The 15,711-nt window shown below is 64.0% G+C and carries 16 protein-coding genes; 4 read left to right on the top strand and 12 right to left on the bottom strand.

Annotated features, from left to right (window positions below; all coding sequences use genetic code 11):
• Positions 1-227 precede the first annotated feature (227 nt).
• Positions 228-764, bottom strand: coding sequence for a GNAT family N-acetyltransferase (locus tag AC1DP9_RS21970; protein ID WP_092300744.1), 537 nt, complete (start codon positions 762-764; stop codon positions 228-230).
• 302 nt (positions 765-1,066) lie between these two features.
• Here AC1DP9_RS21970 and AC1DP9_RS21965 point away from each other — a divergent pair, with 302 nt between their 5' ends.
• Positions 1,067-2,398 (top strand): MFS transporter, encoded by a 1,332-nt coding sequence (locus tag AC1DP9_RS21965; protein WP_092300442.1) that lies wholly within the window; start codon positions 1,067-1,069, stop codon positions 2,396-2,398.
• A gap of 85 nt (positions 2,399-2,483) precedes the next feature.
• Positions 2,484-3,644, top strand: coding sequence for a porin (locus AC1DP9_RS21960; protein ID WP_477108487.1), 1,161 nt, complete (start codon positions 2,484-2,486; stop codon positions 3,642-3,644).
• A gap of 51 nt (positions 3,645-3,695) precedes the next feature.
• Here the strand turns inward: AC1DP9_RS21960 and phaZ are convergent, their stop codons facing one another.
• The 7 genes from phaZ to AC1DP9_RS21925 all read right to left on the bottom strand — a co-directional run bounded on the left by phaZ (position 3,696) and on the right by AC1DP9_RS21925 (position 10,802).
• Positions 3,696-4,538, bottom strand: a complete 843-nt coding sequence (gene phaZ, locus AC1DP9_RS21955; RefSeq protein WP_092300448.1) for a poly(3-hydroxyalkanoate) depolymerase — start codon at positions 4,536-4,538, stop codon at positions 3,696-3,698.
• 70 nt (positions 4,539-4,608) lie between these two features.
• On the bottom strand, positions 4,609-5,034 hold the full coding sequence (locus tag AC1DP9_RS21950; RefSeq protein ID WP_477108486.1) for a phasin family protein: 426 nt from the start codon (positions 5,032-5,034) through the stop codon (positions 4,609-4,611).
• 60 nt (positions 5,035-5,094) lie between these two features.
• A complete protein-coding gene (locus AC1DP9_RS21945; protein WP_477108485.1) occupies positions 5,095-6,813 on the bottom strand; it encodes an alpha/beta fold hydrolase in 1,719 nt (572 codons plus the stop codon).
• An 11-nt stretch (positions 6,814-6,824) separates the two neighbouring features.
• Entirely contained in the window at positions 6,825-7,289 is a 465-nt protein-coding gene (locus tag AC1DP9_RS21940) for a MaoC family dehydratase (protein WP_477108484.1), read from the bottom strand.
• A gap of 40 nt (positions 7,290-7,329) precedes the next feature.
• Entirely contained in the window at positions 7,330-9,123 is a 1,794-nt protein-coding gene (locus tag AC1DP9_RS21935; protein ID WP_477108483.1) for an acyl-CoA dehydrogenase, read from the bottom strand.
• A gap of 267 nt (positions 9,124-9,390) precedes the next feature.
• The gene (locus AC1DP9_RS21930) at positions 9,391-10,389 is read right to left on the bottom strand and encodes an AraC family transcriptional regulator (protein WP_477108482.1); all 999 of its coding nucleotides are present in this window, start codon (positions 10,387-10,389) and stop codon (positions 9,391-9,393) included.
• Complete coding sequence (locus AC1DP9_RS21925; RefSeq protein ID WP_477108481.1) at positions 10,386-10,802, bottom strand: MerR family transcriptional regulator; 417 nt, start codon at positions 10,800-10,802, stop codon at positions 10,386-10,388. The genes AC1DP9_RS21930 and AC1DP9_RS21925 overlap by 4 nt, the downstream gene beginning before the upstream one ends.
• 73 nt (positions 10,803-10,875) lie before the next feature.
• Here AC1DP9_RS21925 and AC1DP9_RS21920 point away from each other — a divergent pair, with 73 nt between their 5' ends.
• Complete coding sequence (locus AC1DP9_RS21920; RefSeq protein ID WP_477108480.1) at positions 10,876-11,847, top strand: SDR family NAD(P)-dependent oxidoreductase; 972 nt, start codon at positions 10,876-10,878, stop codon at positions 11,845-11,847.
• Between the two features lie 24 nt (positions 11,848-11,871).
• Here AC1DP9_RS21920 and AC1DP9_RS21915 read toward each other — a convergent pair whose 3' ends face one another.
• On the bottom strand, positions 11,872-12,081 hold the full coding sequence (locus AC1DP9_RS21915) for a hypothetical protein (protein WP_092300466.1): 210 nt from the start codon (positions 12,079-12,081) through the stop codon (positions 11,872-11,874).
• Positions 12,082-12,274: 193 nt separating this feature from the next.
• Between AC1DP9_RS21915 and AC1DP9_RS21910 the strand changes: the two genes are divergently transcribed.
• Positions 12,275-12,748, top strand: coding sequence for a YaiI/YqxD family protein (locus tag AC1DP9_RS21910; RefSeq protein WP_477108479.1), 474 nt, complete (start codon positions 12,275-12,277; stop codon positions 12,746-12,748).
• A gap of 50 nt (positions 12,749-12,798) precedes the next feature.
• Here the strand turns inward: AC1DP9_RS21910 and AC1DP9_RS21905 are convergent, their stop codons facing one another.
• From AC1DP9_RS21905 to AC1DP9_RS21895, 3 genes are all read right to left on the bottom strand, one after another.
• A complete protein-coding gene (locus AC1DP9_RS21905) occupies positions 12,799-13,971 on the bottom strand; it encodes a chloride channel protein (RefSeq protein ID WP_477108478.1) in 1,173 nt (390 codons plus the stop codon).
• A 74-nt stretch (positions 13,972-14,045) separates the two neighbouring features.
• Positions 14,046-14,588, bottom strand: coding sequence for a cytochrome b (locus AC1DP9_RS21900; protein ID WP_441593041.1), 543 nt, complete (start codon positions 14,586-14,588; stop codon positions 14,046-14,048).
• The gene (locus AC1DP9_RS21895; RefSeq protein ID WP_477108477.1) at positions 14,585-15,676 is read right to left on the bottom strand and encodes a catalase family peroxidase; all 1,092 of its coding nucleotides are present in this window, start codon (positions 15,674-15,676) and stop codon (positions 14,585-14,587) included. Before AC1DP9_RS21895 ends, AC1DP9_RS21900 begins: the two co-directional genes overlap by 4 nt.
• Positions 15,677-15,711 lie beyond the last annotated feature (35 nt).

The following is a 15,711-nucleotide window of genomic DNA, read 5'->3' as shown; positions in this document are numbered from 1 at the left end:
TCACGAACGACCGTTGCCGTCTTTCCCCCGTACTTGAAATATAGCTTGACCGCCCTGATGCGATCCTCGTACGAATACATGAACTACCTCCAAGTAGTCCAAGTTTTCATCCGCACCCCCGAACCGGACATTACAACTTTGCCGCTACACCTGTCCGTGGCATAATCTATCTTATGTTAAATCCAATTCGTACTCCGTTGCCTCCAACCATCCCGATCAACACTCTCTTACAGCGCAAGGGTCACCACGCGCAGCGTCGTGTCGTCGGGACACGGTACGTCGGCAAATCCTAAGCGGTGAGCCAATCGCCGCATCGCGGTGTTCGATGACAGGACATAGCCTTCCATGGATCGGTAACCGCGGCGGCGAGCGGTGTCGATTAGCGTGCTCAGCAGTCGGCTGGCAAGGCCAAGCCCATGCCAGTCATCGACGATCGTGACCGCAAACTCGCAGGTATCGTTGCCGGGCGCCGCGGCATAGCGCACGCCCCCCACGATAGACGGGCCCTTGCCTTTGGTGGCTACTGCCACCAGGGCAAGCTCGCACTCCGGCGACGGATGCGTCGCGTGCTCGAGCATGGCTTCGGGTAGCTGTTGCATGGCGGCCATGAATCTCGTGTAACGCGCGTCGGCGGAAAGTCTGTCGAACGCCGCCAGCAGGCCAGCCCTGTCGTCTTCGGCAATCTCCCGAACCAGCACCTCCCGTCCATCGCGCAGCAACACGCTGAACGGCACGAATGTTGTTGTGTCAGGCTTGTCTTGCATGGCAACCGTGTCGTTAGGGAAAAGACGAGTTCGATGCATTCGCCTCGTCGCATTTCATACTAGGTGACCCGGTGCAGTTCGCCGAAGTCGGCGTCGGACCACCGGACACCCATCCGGGCCCTCAGGTTTTCCCGGACTATCCCGAAAAGCAAAATGCATGTCCCGAACGGTCAAACCGTACGCAACTGATTCTAGATACTTGCTTCCGTTGCGACCGGACGTTGGCAAGCGCCATGGAAGGACGCGTCAGCGCCTCGGCTCAAGTGGCCGGGAGTCGTCAAAGTGATCCTTCTGAGGTATTCATGCTCGAACAACGTTCCACATTTCCGACCATGGCAGCAGATCCAGTCAGGCCAGTCGGACTCCACTACTACTCGTGGGTAGTGTTCGCGCTGGGCTTTGGTCTGCTGCTGTCAGACTACATGTCGCGCCAGGTGCTCAATGCCGTATTTCCGCTACTGAAGCAGGAATGGGCGCTGACCGATACGGAACTCGGCGCGCTCGGCGGCATTGTTGCGCTGATGGTGGGGATCCTGACATTGCCACTGTCTGTCCTCGCGGACCGCTGGGGCCGGGTCAAGAGCCTCATGCTGATGGCCGGCTTGTGGAGCCTCGCTACGCTCGGCTGTGCCGTGGCGACAAACTTCGGCGAAATGTTCATCGCCCGACTGTGCGTGGGCGTCGGCGAAGCCGCCTATGGCAGCGTGGGCATTGCCATGGTGCTGTCGGTATTTCCCCGCCGCTTGCGCTCCAGCCTGAGCGCCGCGTTCATTGCCGGCGGCCCGTTCGGATCGGTGCTGGGAATGGCCCTGGGCGGCACCCTCGCCGCTCATCTCGGGTGGCGCTGGGCGTTCGCCGCGATGGCCATCTTCGGCCTGATACTCGTAGCAGTGTTTCGCTTCGTGGTGACGGAACCGCGCCTGAAGGCGCAGCGGGCGCGGATTGGCGAGGACAAGGGCGACGCGGGAGCACCCAAACGCCTGGCTTTGCGGCCCCTGGTATCCGCCCTGTTCTCGGCCCCTTCGATTCTTTGTACCTATGTCGGCAGCGCCATGCAGTTGCTGGTCACGGGCGCCCTGCTTGCGTGGATGCCGAGCTACCTGTCACGCTACTACGGCATGGCGACGGACCGTGCAGGCCTGACAGCCGCAGGCTTCGTGCTGGCGGCCGGCGCAGGCATGATTGCCTGCGGTGCGCTGACCGACTGGGCAGCCCGCAATGCCCCGACCCGCAAGTGGCTGATGGCCATTGCCTACAGCACCACCAGCTGCGTGCTGCTCGTGGCGGCCTTCCACACGCCGGCGGGCACGACGCAAATGGTCCTGATCTTTGCCGGCATGCTGCTGGTCGGCGGTACGGCCGGACCGGCGAGCGCCGTGGTGGCCAACCTCACGCATCCCAGCATTCACGCGACGGCCTTCGCCACGCTCACGCTCGCCAACAACCTGCTGGGCCTGGCGCCCGGTCCCTTTGTGACGGGACTGCTCGCCGACAGAATCGGTTTGCTTGGCGCCCTGCAGATCATTCCGCTGGCCGGCCTGTGCGCCACATTGTGTTTCGCGATCGGGCGCAAGTACTACGCCGCCGACCTGCGTCGCATCGAGACCGAGCGCGCCTCGCAGGCACAGACCTGACCGCCCTCCCCGTACTCTCCTATGATGAGTGCCATGGGAGGGTCCGACGTCGCATCTCCATGCAAGACGATGGGAGGAGACCGGGGTGAAACTGAAGAACATCGCCATCGCATCGCTGCCCCTGTGTTCGGGGGCGGCATTTGCGCAGTCCAGCGTCACGCTCTACGGTGTGGCGGATGTGAACGTCGAGTATGTCAATCACCTGGGCGTTGTACCTACGGCGTTCAATCAGTTCAATCGCGGGCCATCCCATGACGTCGCCCGTATGACCTCGGGCGGACTGGCCGGGTCGCGTTGGGGCCTGCGTGGTGTTGAAGACCTTGGTAGTGGCTTGAAATCCATCTTTGTCCTGGAAAGCGGCTTCAATCTGGAGACCGGCACTTCGCAGCAAAGTGGCCGCCTGTTCGGCCGCCAGGCGTTGGTGGGCCTGCAGAGTTCTTATGGCCAGGTCAGTTTTGGCCGCCAGTACACCTCGATGTTCGAGATGCTCGCGAATTACTCGCCGACCGCCTATGCCACGCAGTACGAGCCCATCATCCTGCAATCGGGCCCGAATTTCCGCGAAGACAACACCATCAAGTACAGCGGCCAGTTTGGCCCGGTGAAGGCAATTGCACACTGGTCCTTTGGCGTCGGGGTCGCCCTGCCCGCGACGGTCGGCATCGCGACGCCGATTGGTGGCAATGGCGAGGTGCCTGGCCAGTTTCGGCGCGACTCCGCCTACGGGGCTGCCGTGGCGTATGAAGCGGGTCCGATTGGCCTCACCATCGGCTACGACCAGTGGAATCCGACCATCGATAGGAGCAGTGGCACCGTCAGGAAGGCCGTGGTCGGCGCCAGCTACGCCTACGGCCCGGCCAGGATCATGGGCGGTTATCGCTGGGGTCGAAACATGAATGCGGCGGACGTTATGTTTCAGCGTGACGATTTCTACTGGATCGGTGCGATCTACCAGGTCTCCCCTGCCGTGGGCTTCACGCTCGAATACAACTACGACAACGTGAAGAGTCTGTACGGCAACACGCAAGTGGCCAACCCATGGCAGATCGCCTTCGTCGCGAACTACGCGTTCTCGAAGCGTACCGATGTCTATGTGACCACGGCGTTCGCCAGGAACGCCGGCCTGATGCTCGAATCGCTGGCAACCGTCTACGCCAACAGCCTGTCGCTGGGCAACAGCTATGCCCTTGGCAACGGGCAGAGCACGATGATCGGTGCAGCCGTAGGCCTGCGTCACAAATTCTGACTAAAGCGAATCTGACAAAGGTGGCCTCCCGGATTCCGGGGGGCCACTGCGTCAGGCCTGAGGCTGACGCAGGAAACGCAGCACCACCGTTGCTGCTTCGCTGACGCGAGTCAGGAGAAAGAGGTGTCCATCGTCGAAGATGTGGAGCGCTGCATGTCGAATGCGCGAAGCGAGGATCCTGGCATTGACCAGGGGCACGATGGGATCGTCGGAGCCGTGCATGACCAGCGTGGGCTGGCCCAGAGCGCCGAGCCACAACAGGCTGCTCCATCCCCATGCCGCCAGCAACTGGTACACATAGCCGCGGCCGCGCGGCGGATGCATATGCCGGCCGTGCGCTTCCAGCAATCCGGGATCGTCGCGGAAGGCACCGCCATAGATATCGGCGCCCACGCGCCGCAAGTAGTCCGGGTCGTTATAGCGGCGCGCGCCGATCATCTTCGAGAGGACCGACACGCTACCCGGCACCATGATCACGCCGGGCGACGTTGCCGCCAGCACAAGGCGCCGRCAGCGCATCGGGTAGAGATGCGCGAACTCCTGCGCGAGCGCCCCGCCCCAGGAAACGCCGAGCACGTCGACCTGCCCTTCATAGCCGAGATGACCAAGCAGTTTGTCGGCGAGCACGCACAGGTTGGACAGGCGATAGGGAAGCAGCGGCGCGGGTGAACCGCCAGCGCCGGGGACATCGAAGATGATCACTTCGACACCCTCGAGCGCATCGACGAACGGTTCGACGAGTTCGAGATTGGCGCCGATACCGTTGAACATGAGGAGCGGCGGCCCCGCATCGTTGCCGGGCCGGATGCCGACCCGCAGCACCTGTCCATCCAGGTCTACGGTCCGGATTGCCATCTTGTGGCCAGATTCAACGCTGGCACCGTTTATTGTCATCAAGTCGTCCTGGATGCATTGCCCTGAAGCGGGCGGGACGGCACGGCCCGGGGAGGCCGTGCCGCGGGGGTTACGGCTTGGGGCGCACGATGCTCTTCACTTCTTCCACGTTCTCCGCGAAACGCTTGCCGACCACAGCAAAGCTGTCGGCTTGCGTCTTGTACACGGTGTCGGTCAGGCCGCGCAGGCCGGTCACGGCCTTGTTCAGGCTGAGCGGCAGCAGGTCGGTCACGCGCACAGCCGAAGCCGTGGCGTCATCGCCCTGCTTCGGCGTGCCGAGCGACTGCAGATCGGCTGCGGTGCCACACAGGTACTCGGCCTGCAGACGGACCAGCGATTGCAGGCCGCTCAGCAGCGTGAGATTGACGCCGGCCAGCGCCTCGATGTCCTTGCGACGCGACTCCAGGATCGCCACCGGGTCAAGGCGGTTGTGTTTGACGAAGTCAAACAGCTTCTTGTGCGGGGCGAACGCGCCCGCGGTGTTGGTCGATTCCATCTTCATGGTCTCCATTCAGGTTGCGTTGAAAAACTGGGAACACTGCGACATGACCGGGCGTCAGGCTTCGATCACGTAGCGTCCGGGGGCTTCGCCGCACGGCGCGTGGCGTGCGTTGCCAGGCGCCAAGGGTGCGTTGCGCTTCGGGCCGGACCGCTGCTTCAGCCACTGACTCCAGTGGTTCCACCACGAATCGGACGTGGCCTCGGCGCCGTCCAGCCAGGCTTGCGGGTCGGTCGTATCGTCGCCGTTCACGAAGAACTTCGCCTTCGCGTTGCCGGGCGGGTTGATCAGGCTTTGAATGTGGCCGCTGGAGCTCAGGACGAATTCGGTCTGTCCGCCAAAGGCACGTGCGGAGCGGTACACGCCCTGCCACGGGGTGATATGGTCGGTGACGCCGGCCAACACGAACTTGTCGCAGGCGACCTTCGACAGATCGATGGGCTCGCCCAGCACCGTCAGCGCGCCCGGGGTGGCAAGCAGGTTGTCCGAGAGGATGTCGAGCAACTGGCAATGGAATCCTGCGGGCAGCCGCGTCGTGTCGTTATTCCAGTACAGGACATCAAACGCCGGCGGCGCCTTGCCAAGCAGGTAGTTGTTGACCCAGTAGTTCCACACCAGATCATTGGGCCGCATCCATGCGAATACCCGGCCCAGTTCCTCGCCGTCGAGCACACCCCTCGCCTGGCTGCTTTGCCGCGCGGTGGTAACGGCCTCCGGCGTGGCGAACAGGCCTAGCTGAGACTGCTCGTCCAGGCCGAAGACGGACACCATCAGCGTGGCGGCATGCACCAGTTTCTCGCCACGGCTTGCGCAATAGCCCATCAGCGCCGCCATCGTCATCGCGCCGGCGCAGGCGCCATGCAGGTTCACATCGTCACTGCCGGTGATATCGCGGATGGCATGGATCGCCTCGATCAGCGCCGCCACGTAGGTGTCGAGATTCCATTCGCGCTGCGCGGCAGTCGGATTGCGCCAGCTCACCATGAACACCTGGAATTCCTGCCCCACCAGGTACTCGACGATGCTCTTGCCCGAAGCGAGGTCGAACACATAGAACTTGTTGACCTGGGGCGGCACGATAAGCTGCGGGCGAGCGTGGACTTTGGCCGTGACGGGCGTGTACTGGATCAATTCGAGGACGTCATTGCGGAAAACCACCGTTCCCGGTGTCTTGGCCAGATCCTTGCCAACACGAAACGCGCCCTTGTCGACCTGGGAAGGCATGCCCTGATTGGTCAGGGCATCGGTCAGCAGGTTGGTCATCCCCGAGAGCAGGCTGAGACCGCCCGATTCGAACGTCTCCCTGAGCGCCGCCGGGTTGCCTAATAGCATATTGGTCGGCGCCAGCGCGTCGAAAACGAGTGATGTGAAGAACTGCGCGCGCTCCTTGCTGCGTGCATCCATGACAGAGCGGCTGACAAAGCCGGCCGCGGCATCCCGCCACGCAAGGTAGCCCTGCAGCGGCATGCGGAACAGCGGGTTGTCATGCCACTCCCGGTCCGCAAAGCGACGGTCGCGGGCTGGCGGGGCACTGGCCGTGCCGGCGAGCACGCGCAGCAGGTCATGCGCCAGTTGCGTCTGCTGTTCCAGCAGCAGCGCGGGCTCCTGAACGCATTGCGTGCCGATCTGGTGGGCGGTGGAAGCCAGATCCTCCGGGCGCAGGCCCACAAAGGGATTGGGGACGGCGGCGATGGCGCCACCGCTGTCGGGCAAGGCCGGCCGATTGGCCTTGGTTGGCTTGCCGGCCTTGCCTGTACGTTGCTTCGTCATTTCCATGGTTTCTCTCCTCAGGCCACCAGCAATGCCAGCGACTCGGCGACCAGAGCCGGCCGGGCCTGGCCCTCAATCTCCATGGTGTTCTCCGTCCTCAGCATGATGCGGCCTTCGCCTTTGTCCTCTGCCGCGAGCAGCTTCACACGATTGCGCACCCGGGCGCCGGCCCTCACCGGCGTCAGGAAGCGCGTTTTCTCCAGCCCGCAGTTCACGGCCGCTTTCGCATCGACCGGGACGATGCCCATGCGGGTCAGCTGGCCGCCCAGCAGGGAAAGCGTGAGGAAGCCGTGCGCGACGGTGCCGCCAAACGGGCTTTCGCGACCCGCCCGGTCCACGTCCACGTGGATCCACTGGCGGTCGTCCGTGCAGTCTGCAAATGCATCGATGCGCGCCTGATCGATCTCGACCCATTCCGATACGCCCAACTCCTGGCCGACGAACGCGCCAAGCGTCGCCATGCTGTAACCGTCGATTTTCATGCTGCTGTCCTTCAATGTGTCTGGGTGTGGTCTGACTGCGTCAGAACTGCGCGTCGTTCAAGGCAAGGAATCCGTCCGTGCCGGCGACACTGGTGATCGCTGCTTCCATGGCCGGCGCGCGCACCAGGATATGGTTGGCAAAGAACGCCGCGGTGGCGATCTTGGCGCCGTAGAAGGCCTCGTCCTCGTGATGCTTCTCGATGGCAACGATGAGCGCCCGCGCCATCTGCCATCCGGTCAGCACAATGCCAGCCAGCTTCAGGTAGGCCACGCTGGCACCGAACACGGCGTTGGCATCGGTACGCGTTTTCGCGACGACGAACTCGATGACGTTCGCCAGTGCGGTGTGCGCCGCGCTCAGACGCTTGTACATTGCGCTGCATGCCGCATTGGCGCCACGTTCCGCGAGCGCGACAAGCGTGTCGTCGATCTGCGCGAGGATGGCCCGTGCGGTGGCGCCGCCGTCGCGCACGGTCTTGCGGCCAATCAGATCGTTGGCCTGGATGGCGGTGGTGCCTTCATAGATCGGCAGGATGCGCGCATCGCGGTAGTGTTGCGCCGCACCCGTTTCCTCGATAAAGCCCATGCCGCCGTGCACCTGCACGCCGAGGCTGGTGACCTCCAGCGACATCTCCGTGCTCCATCCCTTGATGACGGGCACGAGGTATTCGTAGACCGCGGCATGTTGCGCGCGCGTCTCGGGATCGGCAGCGGCGTGCGCGATGTCCGAGTAGCCGGCCGCCACCAGCGCGAGCGCCCGTGCGCCTTCGGTCAGCGCCCGCATTTCGGTCAGCATGCGGCGAACGTCGGGGTGCCGGATGATCGGGACGGGTTCCTTTGCCGTGCCGTCCACCGGGCGGCTCTGCACGCGATCCTTCGCGTAGGCGACGGCCTGCTGGTATGCGCGATCCGAAATCGCGATGCCCTGCACGCCCACGCCAAAGCGCGCCGAATTCATCATGACGAACATGTATTCCAGGCCGCGGTTCTCTTCCCCGATCAGGTAGCCGGTGGCGCCGCCGTGATCGCCGAACTGAAGCACGGCGGTCGGGCTGGCCTTGATGCCGAGCTTGTGCTCGATCGACACGCACTGGACATCGTTGCGCGCCCCCAGCGAGYCGTCATCGTTGACGAGGAACTTCGGCACCAGGAACAGCGAGATGCCCTTCACGCCTTCGGGCGCGTCCGGCGTGCGTGCCAGCACCAGATGCACGATGTTCTCGGCCATGTCGTGCTCGCCGTATGTGATGAAGATCTTGGTGCCCGATACCTTGTAGGCGCCGTCCGCCTGACGCACGGCACGCGAGCGAACCAGCGCGAGGTCGGAGCCGGCCTGCGGCTCGGTGAGGTTCATCGTCCCGGTCCATTCGCCTGCGATCAGGCGCGGCAGGTAGCGCTGCTGCAGTTCGTCGGAGCCCGCCGTGAGCAGTGCCTCGATGGCGCCGTCGGTCAGCAGCGGACACAGCGCGAAGGACATGTTCGCCGCGTTCATCATCTCGATGCATGGCGTGGCGACCAGCTTGGGCAATCCCTGTCCGCCGAATTCGGTCGGATGGACTACGCCTTGCCAGCCGCCTTCGCCGAACTGGCGAAACGCCTCCTTGAAGCCGGCCGTGGTCCGCACTTCACCGTCGTGCCAACTGCTCGGGGCCCTGTCCCCTGCCACGTTCAGCGGCGCCAGGACCTCGCCGTGGAATTTCGCGGCCTCATCGAGAACCGCCTCGACCGTCTCCGGGGTGGCGTCCTCGAAACCGGGAAGCGTGGCAATCTTTGTCAGTCCGGCCAGATCCCGGATAACAAACAGCATGTCCTTGGTGGGTGCGGTATAGCTCATCTCGTGCCTCTTTATCTTGAGATGCAGCGCCCGCGGCTCGGTGGCCTGCTGCGCTGCGACATTGACGGAGTGATCGTAATGTCCGGCAGCGCAAAGCCGATTACCCGAACTGGCCCATTCGCTGACAAATCGTGCCGCTTTCAGCCTCGAAGCCGCGCACGCACCCGGCAGACGGCGTGAGCGTCGCCTGAAGTGGCAGGATTTGTTAGTCGACGGCCAGGATTGACAGTCCGCACCGATCGACGCCAGCCGGCGCCGATCGACGGATCAGAGCGGGCGACGGTAGGCGTTGGGGGTGCTGCCCGTCCAGTGCCGGAACGCCCGGTGGAAGGCAGTGGGATTGTCGAAGCCTACGTCGTAGGCAATCGCGGCAATGGGATCTTCGGAGCGCGTCAGGCGCTGGATGGCAAGATCGCGCCGCACCTCGTCCTTGATGGACTGGAACGTCGTGCCTTCGGCCGACAGACGCCGGCACAAGGTGCGCACGGAGTGGTGGAGTGCCTGCGCGACAGCATCGATGGTCGGCGACGCAGGCAGGCATTCGGCAAGGTGCTGGCGCACGCGGTGGCAGGTCAACTGCTCGGCGAAGGCGACGAATATCCAGTCTTCAGGCGCGCGTGCAAGAAATCTTTCGAGGTCCGGCTTGCGTTGCCTGACCGGCAAGTCAAGGTAGGCCGCATCGAAACTGATCTGCGTGCGTGCGCAGTCAAAGCGGACCGGGCCTGGAAACAGATAGAGATGATCGCTGCTCTGCGGCGGGTGCGGAAAGGCGAACTCGGCACCATTGAGCACGATTCTATGGCGGATGAGCCACGAGGCCATCCCATGCACCAGCTTCAGCATCAGTTCGCAGCCCAGCACGCTCACGCCCGGGCCATCCGGGTTCGCCACCAGCTCGACATACCCCTCCCCACCCTCACGCCGTAACGTCAGACGAAATTCATCAAGGATCAGGTGGAAGAACTGGCCAAAACGATGCAGGGCAACCTCCAGCCTTGGCGCGTCTAGCAGGCTGAGACCCAGGAACTTCAGCACGCCATTACGCAGCGGACGGCTGAAGATGCCAGGCATTTCATCGTCAAGCTCCATCGCCAGCAGCCGATAGAGCGTGGCGAACTGTTCCTGGGTGACCCGCGCGGCGGGTTGCTGCAGCAGTTCATGCGCAATACCCGAGCGTTCGGCAAGCCGCGCGATAGCAGCCGGATCCGCGCCCGACAGGAAGCCGTTGACGACGGATATCGGGACGGTAGCGGACAGGCCTGTCAAGTGAGGGAGCCGGCAGTGTCACATCCGCAGGATCCCAGGTCCGGGTGAGAGCCCCGCCCGCCTGCCGCCACCCAATCGATCTTCGCGCGTACGAAGCGGATCATCGAGTCCAGTTCCGCCGCCTTCGCTTCGAGTCCGGCAAGTTGTCCCTTCAGGATTTCGGTCCTGCGATCCGGAGAGAAGCCGGTTTCTCGGCGCTCGGTATCCAGGGCGGCGATTTCCTTGAGCGATAGGCCGAGGGACTGCCCCACCCGGACCACCTCGGCGGCCCGGCGATCCTGGTCGGTGAAAAGCTGATAGGGGCGTCGCCCTCCCTTGCCGCTTGTTGTCGGCCGGAAAAGCCCGAGCCGTACGTAGAAGCGCACCGTCTCCCGCGACAGTCCCGTGATGTGGGAAAACTCCGAAATCATCATGATCGGTCTATTGACTATGTAGTGCAGTACACACTTAGAGTGTACGCATCTTCAACGACCTGTGGAAAAACATATGTCAAACGGCTCGCTTGGTTGGAAATCGACAGCAAACGATGTGCTGGCCGGGATCGATCTCAAGGGGAAACGGGTGCTGGTCACGGGTGTATCCGCCGGACTGGGCGTCGAGACTGCGCGATCCCTCGTGGCGCACGGCGCTGAAGTGGTGGGTGCGGCACGAGATCTGAGGAAGGCCGAGGCGGCGACTACCGACGTTCGCGCGGCGGCCAGCGGCGGCAATGGGCAATTCGAAATCGTGGAGATGGACCTGGCCTCCCTTTCAAGCGTCCGGCGCTGCGCCGATACGCTCCTTGCAGCAGGAAAACCTTTCGATCTGGTCATTGCCAATGCGGGAGTGATGGCAACGCCGTTTGGACGCACCGTAGACGGCTTCGAGATGCAGTTCGGCACGAACCACCTTGGCCATTTCGTATTGGTCAACCGGATCGCAACGCTCATGCCTGCTGGCGCGCGACTGGTCATGCTCGCGTCCTCGTCGCATCGGGTCGCAGACGTCGATCTGGAGGATCCGAACTTTGAACACAAGCCCTATTCCGAAGGACTAGCCTATTCGCAGTCCAAGACCGCCAACGTCCTGTTCGCCGTCGAATTCGATCGACGCAACAAGGCGCGCGGCGTGCGCGCGACGGCGGTCCACCCCGGCACCATCCAGACAGAGCTAGGGCGTTACGCAGATCCGGTCATGATCCAAAAACGAATTGAGGCGCTGAACGCCCAGCTGGCGGCCGAAGGTAAGACGACCATCCGCTGGAAGAGCATTCCTCAGGGAGCGGCGACTTCGGTCTGGGCTGGCGTCGTCGCATCGGCAGAAGACGTCGGGGGACGTTATTGCGAGAATTGCCATGTCGTCGAGCCTTCCTCGGACGGCAGTTTCGTGGACGGCGCCAGCCCCCATGCCTTCAATCCGCAAACAGCCAAGGCGCTCTGGGCTAAAAGCGAAGAACTGGTGGGCGAAAGAATCGGGTAAAGCTTGCTACGGTGGCAGGTCCGATTAACGCCGTTTGGCAGCAGCGGCCTTCACGTCCAGGCGGACGATCCATGCCACGACAATCACCATTGCGACGATGATTGCGTTCGATAGCGCGCCGCCCGCCTCGGCGCGAAGTGCGCCCATCAGCCAGCCGCCGCAAATCAGGACAACCAGCACCTTGACGATGGTGAGGCCGTAGGAGCGGATCAGGTTCGCTATGTAGTCGATCATGGTTAGGTTCCGGTTGCGAGCGCCGGGCTGCTCCGCCAGCGCCCTACAGGTAAGGCGCTGGCATTATGGGGCTCAGGCCTTGCCTACTCAAGGGCCACCCGTTAGCGATGCATGCACAATTTTGCGCTTGCGCACGCAGACGGCCCCCGCAGGCGGTACCATGCCCGCTCCCACCCCCTAATTGGAACCCCCAATGCAAGTACTGGTTGACGCAGACGCCTGCCCGGTTGTCGTCAAGGAAATGCTGTATCGGGCCGCGCAGCGTGTCGAAGTGTGCGTCACGCTGGTGGCAAACCAGTACATGCGCACGCCGCCGTCCCGTTTTATCAAGACGATCCAGGTGCCGGCGGGGTTCGATGCCGCCGACAACCGTATCGTTGAACTGGCCTGCAGCGGTGACCTCGTGATTACGGCGGATATCCCTCTGGCCGCCGCGGCTTTGGACAAGGGCGCTCACGTGCTCGACCCTCGGGGAAGCTGGTTCAGTCGCGAGAATATCCAGGAGCGACTGACAATGCGCGATGTGATGGATCAGCTCCGCGCCTCAGGCATCGATACCGGCGGGCCGGCACCGTACTCGGCACAGGACAGCAAGGCGTTCGCTGGCCAGCTCGATCGATTCCTGACACGCCAGGTGCCATCGGGCGGGGGCGCCCGGAACCCTTAGGCGAGCCACCTCTCCTGTTACTGGCTTCCCGACGTTACCGTCGCGCCCAACTATGGCGCGGGCAGCCGCGCGCAGAGCCGCGCCGCGCCGACCGATCCCGCCACCGCGAGCAGGACCGCCGGCACCAGCGCTTGGGGCAAACCGGTGAACTCCGCCGCCAGAACGATGGCCGTCAGGGGCATGCGCATCGACGTAGCGAGGAATGCCGCCCCGCCGACAATCGCGCAGGCGCTTGCCGAAACGCCGGGCAAGGCGGCATTCCACAGCGCGCTGCACGCAATCGCAAGCAGCGTTCCGCACGCAAGCCCGGGCGTCAACAGGCCGCCGATGGCCCCCGCGCGCAACGATGCGCAGATGACGATCACCTTGAGTGCCAGCAGCGTGCAGGCCATGCCCAGCGCCATCTCGCCCTGGAATCCGAGCTGCGCCGGGCCCTTGCCGTTGCCCAGCAATTCCGGAAAGCGCATGCTCAGGAGCCCCAGCGCCGAAAAGCTCAGCATGCAGAGCACGGGCAGCCAGACGCCGCGCGGCGCGTGGGCGCGGGCAGCGGTAGTCGCCCGTCTGAACGCAAAGCCGGCGACACCGAAGATCGGCCCGAACAGCAGCGCCCACACCGTGAGCCAAAGGTTGAGCGATAGCGTAGGAACGGCGTATTGCACGCCCGAACCGAGCCCGAGGGACGCGATGAGCGCCGCCAGCGCGGACATGAACAGCGCCAAGGCCGCCGCGCTCGGGTTAAACGTGCCGAGCAGGACTTCGAGGGTGAAGACCGTGCCGGCCAGCGGCACGCCGTAGACCGCAGCCAGCCCGGCCCCTGCACCGGCAGCCACGATCCAGGTCCGTTGTTCCGCCGGTAGCGCGAAGACCGCAGCGAGGCGCGAGGCAATCAGTGCGCCGATCTCGCGCGGCGCCACTTCGCGGCCCAGCGGAGAACCCATGGCAACGGTGACGATCTGAAGCAGCGCGTGGACAATGGTCGACCCGGGCGGCATGGGCGCGCCTTCGTCGACAGCACGTTTGATGCTGACCAGCGGACGTCCATAGCGATAGAGGGCGAACCAGCCGACGCCCGCCACAACGCCCGCGCCAATCGCCACCGCCAGCCTCCGGAGCGGCGTGGCGCTCTCCACGCCGGCCAGGAAGCTTTCGCTACTCACCACGTGAGAAAGGCTGTAGTGATAGGCCAGATGCTGAATCGCATGGAGCAGCAACGCCAGTGCCATCCCGCCCAGGCCTGCACCCACTGCCGTGAGCGTGCCAGCGAGGAGCAGGCGCCCTATCGCGGCGGTGTCGCGCACTACCGTGCGGTGCCTGTCGTCATCGATGCCAGCACGCCGTCACGCCGGATCATGCCGTGGTACAGCGCAGCCGCGATGTGAAGCAAGAGGACGGCGAGCAGCAAGAACGCGCCTACGGTGTGTGTCTCCCGCAAGAACGCATAGAGATGAGCGCTGTGCGGCAAGATGGGCGGCAGTTGCACCGCGCCGGCCAGCACCACCGGATAGCCGCCCGCCGAGAGCATGCCCCATCCGATCAAGGGCATGGCGAGCATCAAGCCGTACAGCACCACATGCGATGTCTTGGCCGCCACGCGTTGCAGCCGGGGCATCGACTGCGGCAATACCGGCGGCCGGCTCAACAGCCGGTTGCAGACACGAATCAGCGCCAGCAACAGGATGCCGATGCCAATCGCCTTGTGCAGCGACAACAGCGCCAGATACCGCGAGGACACCGTCGCCACCATGCCAATCCCGATGAACAGCATGGCGAGGATGAGCACCGCCATCGCCCAGTGCAGGATGCGGGAAGGCAGCGAGAAATCACGGACACTGGATTTCATGATCGACCTCCTGCCTGGATTTCGGCTTCGGTGACGGCACTGGGTGGCTTGGCGGCGCGCTCGCGTTGCCGCAGCGTGAACGATTTCGCGTACGCAGCCGAGCGGGCGCTCGGGATTGCGTCCGCCGACGTGCGCATGCCGGCGGGCAGCACGGTCGGATCGAAATTGATGTCAGTGCAGGTGCCGCGCTCTTCCGCCGTCAGGTGGTCGAGCGTCACGGTGCCCACCTCCACGCGCGTTCGGTCGTCGGGCCAGGGAACGTTGGGACTGACCGGATCGGTGGGGTGGCCAATGGTGACCACCATCTTCCACTGCAATGGCTGCTGTGAGGCATCGGCAATCAGGCCATCGAAGAGGTAGTTGGCATCGTTGTGCGATGGGGGACCGGCCGGCGCGAACGCTCGCACAGGAACGGCGGACCACCGCACCGGTATGGCGACGCCTGCCTTGTTGACGAAGAGGAAGGTGTCGAGTCCGTTGTAGGTGTCGTTTGCAAAGCCAGAAGACACCGCACGCTTGCTCACGATGGCGATGGCTGACCCGAACTCCGGATGCGTCGCGGCGAACGCCTTCATCTTCTCGGGGTCTGGCTTGCCGGTCTGCTGATCGGGAACCGAAGCGATCATCTGATCGTAGAACGCCTGCACGTTGGCGAACGGGAAGACCGGAATGTCGATCATCGCAGTTCGCCACTCTTCCCCGCCCCGGGGGTTGAACTGCAGGGCGAGGCTGCGCACCAGGGTCGGCGCATCCGGGATGAAAGGCATGCCCCCCGCAAAGGCGAAGCGCCCGGTCACGGGCACGCGCCCCGGCGCCAGCACATCGGCCTTGCTGAACGTCGTGCCCGCGCCCGTGCTGTCGAACCATCCGGTTGCGCACAGCCCCTTGGCGTGGTTGCGCCGGAAGCCGATGTGCCTGCCGTTGACGGCTTCGAAGCCGTCAATCACCTTGCCCTGGGTCAATCTCCCGGGCGTCAGCCATCCGCCGGCATAGGCGAAACCGCCTGCAATGCAGAGGATGACTGCGCCGATGGTGCCCAGCCGGATTGCCACGGCGGCGGCGCCAAGCTTGCTGGAGTCTTCGTCCATATTCGGTCCTCGTTGTACCAGCCCCTAGGGCAGTG

This window comes from Cupriavidus sp. 01L43 (genome assembly GCF_056399925.1).
The sequence above is the reverse complement of the archived record's forward strand: the minus strand, read 5'-3'. Positions and strand labels throughout refer to the sequence as shown.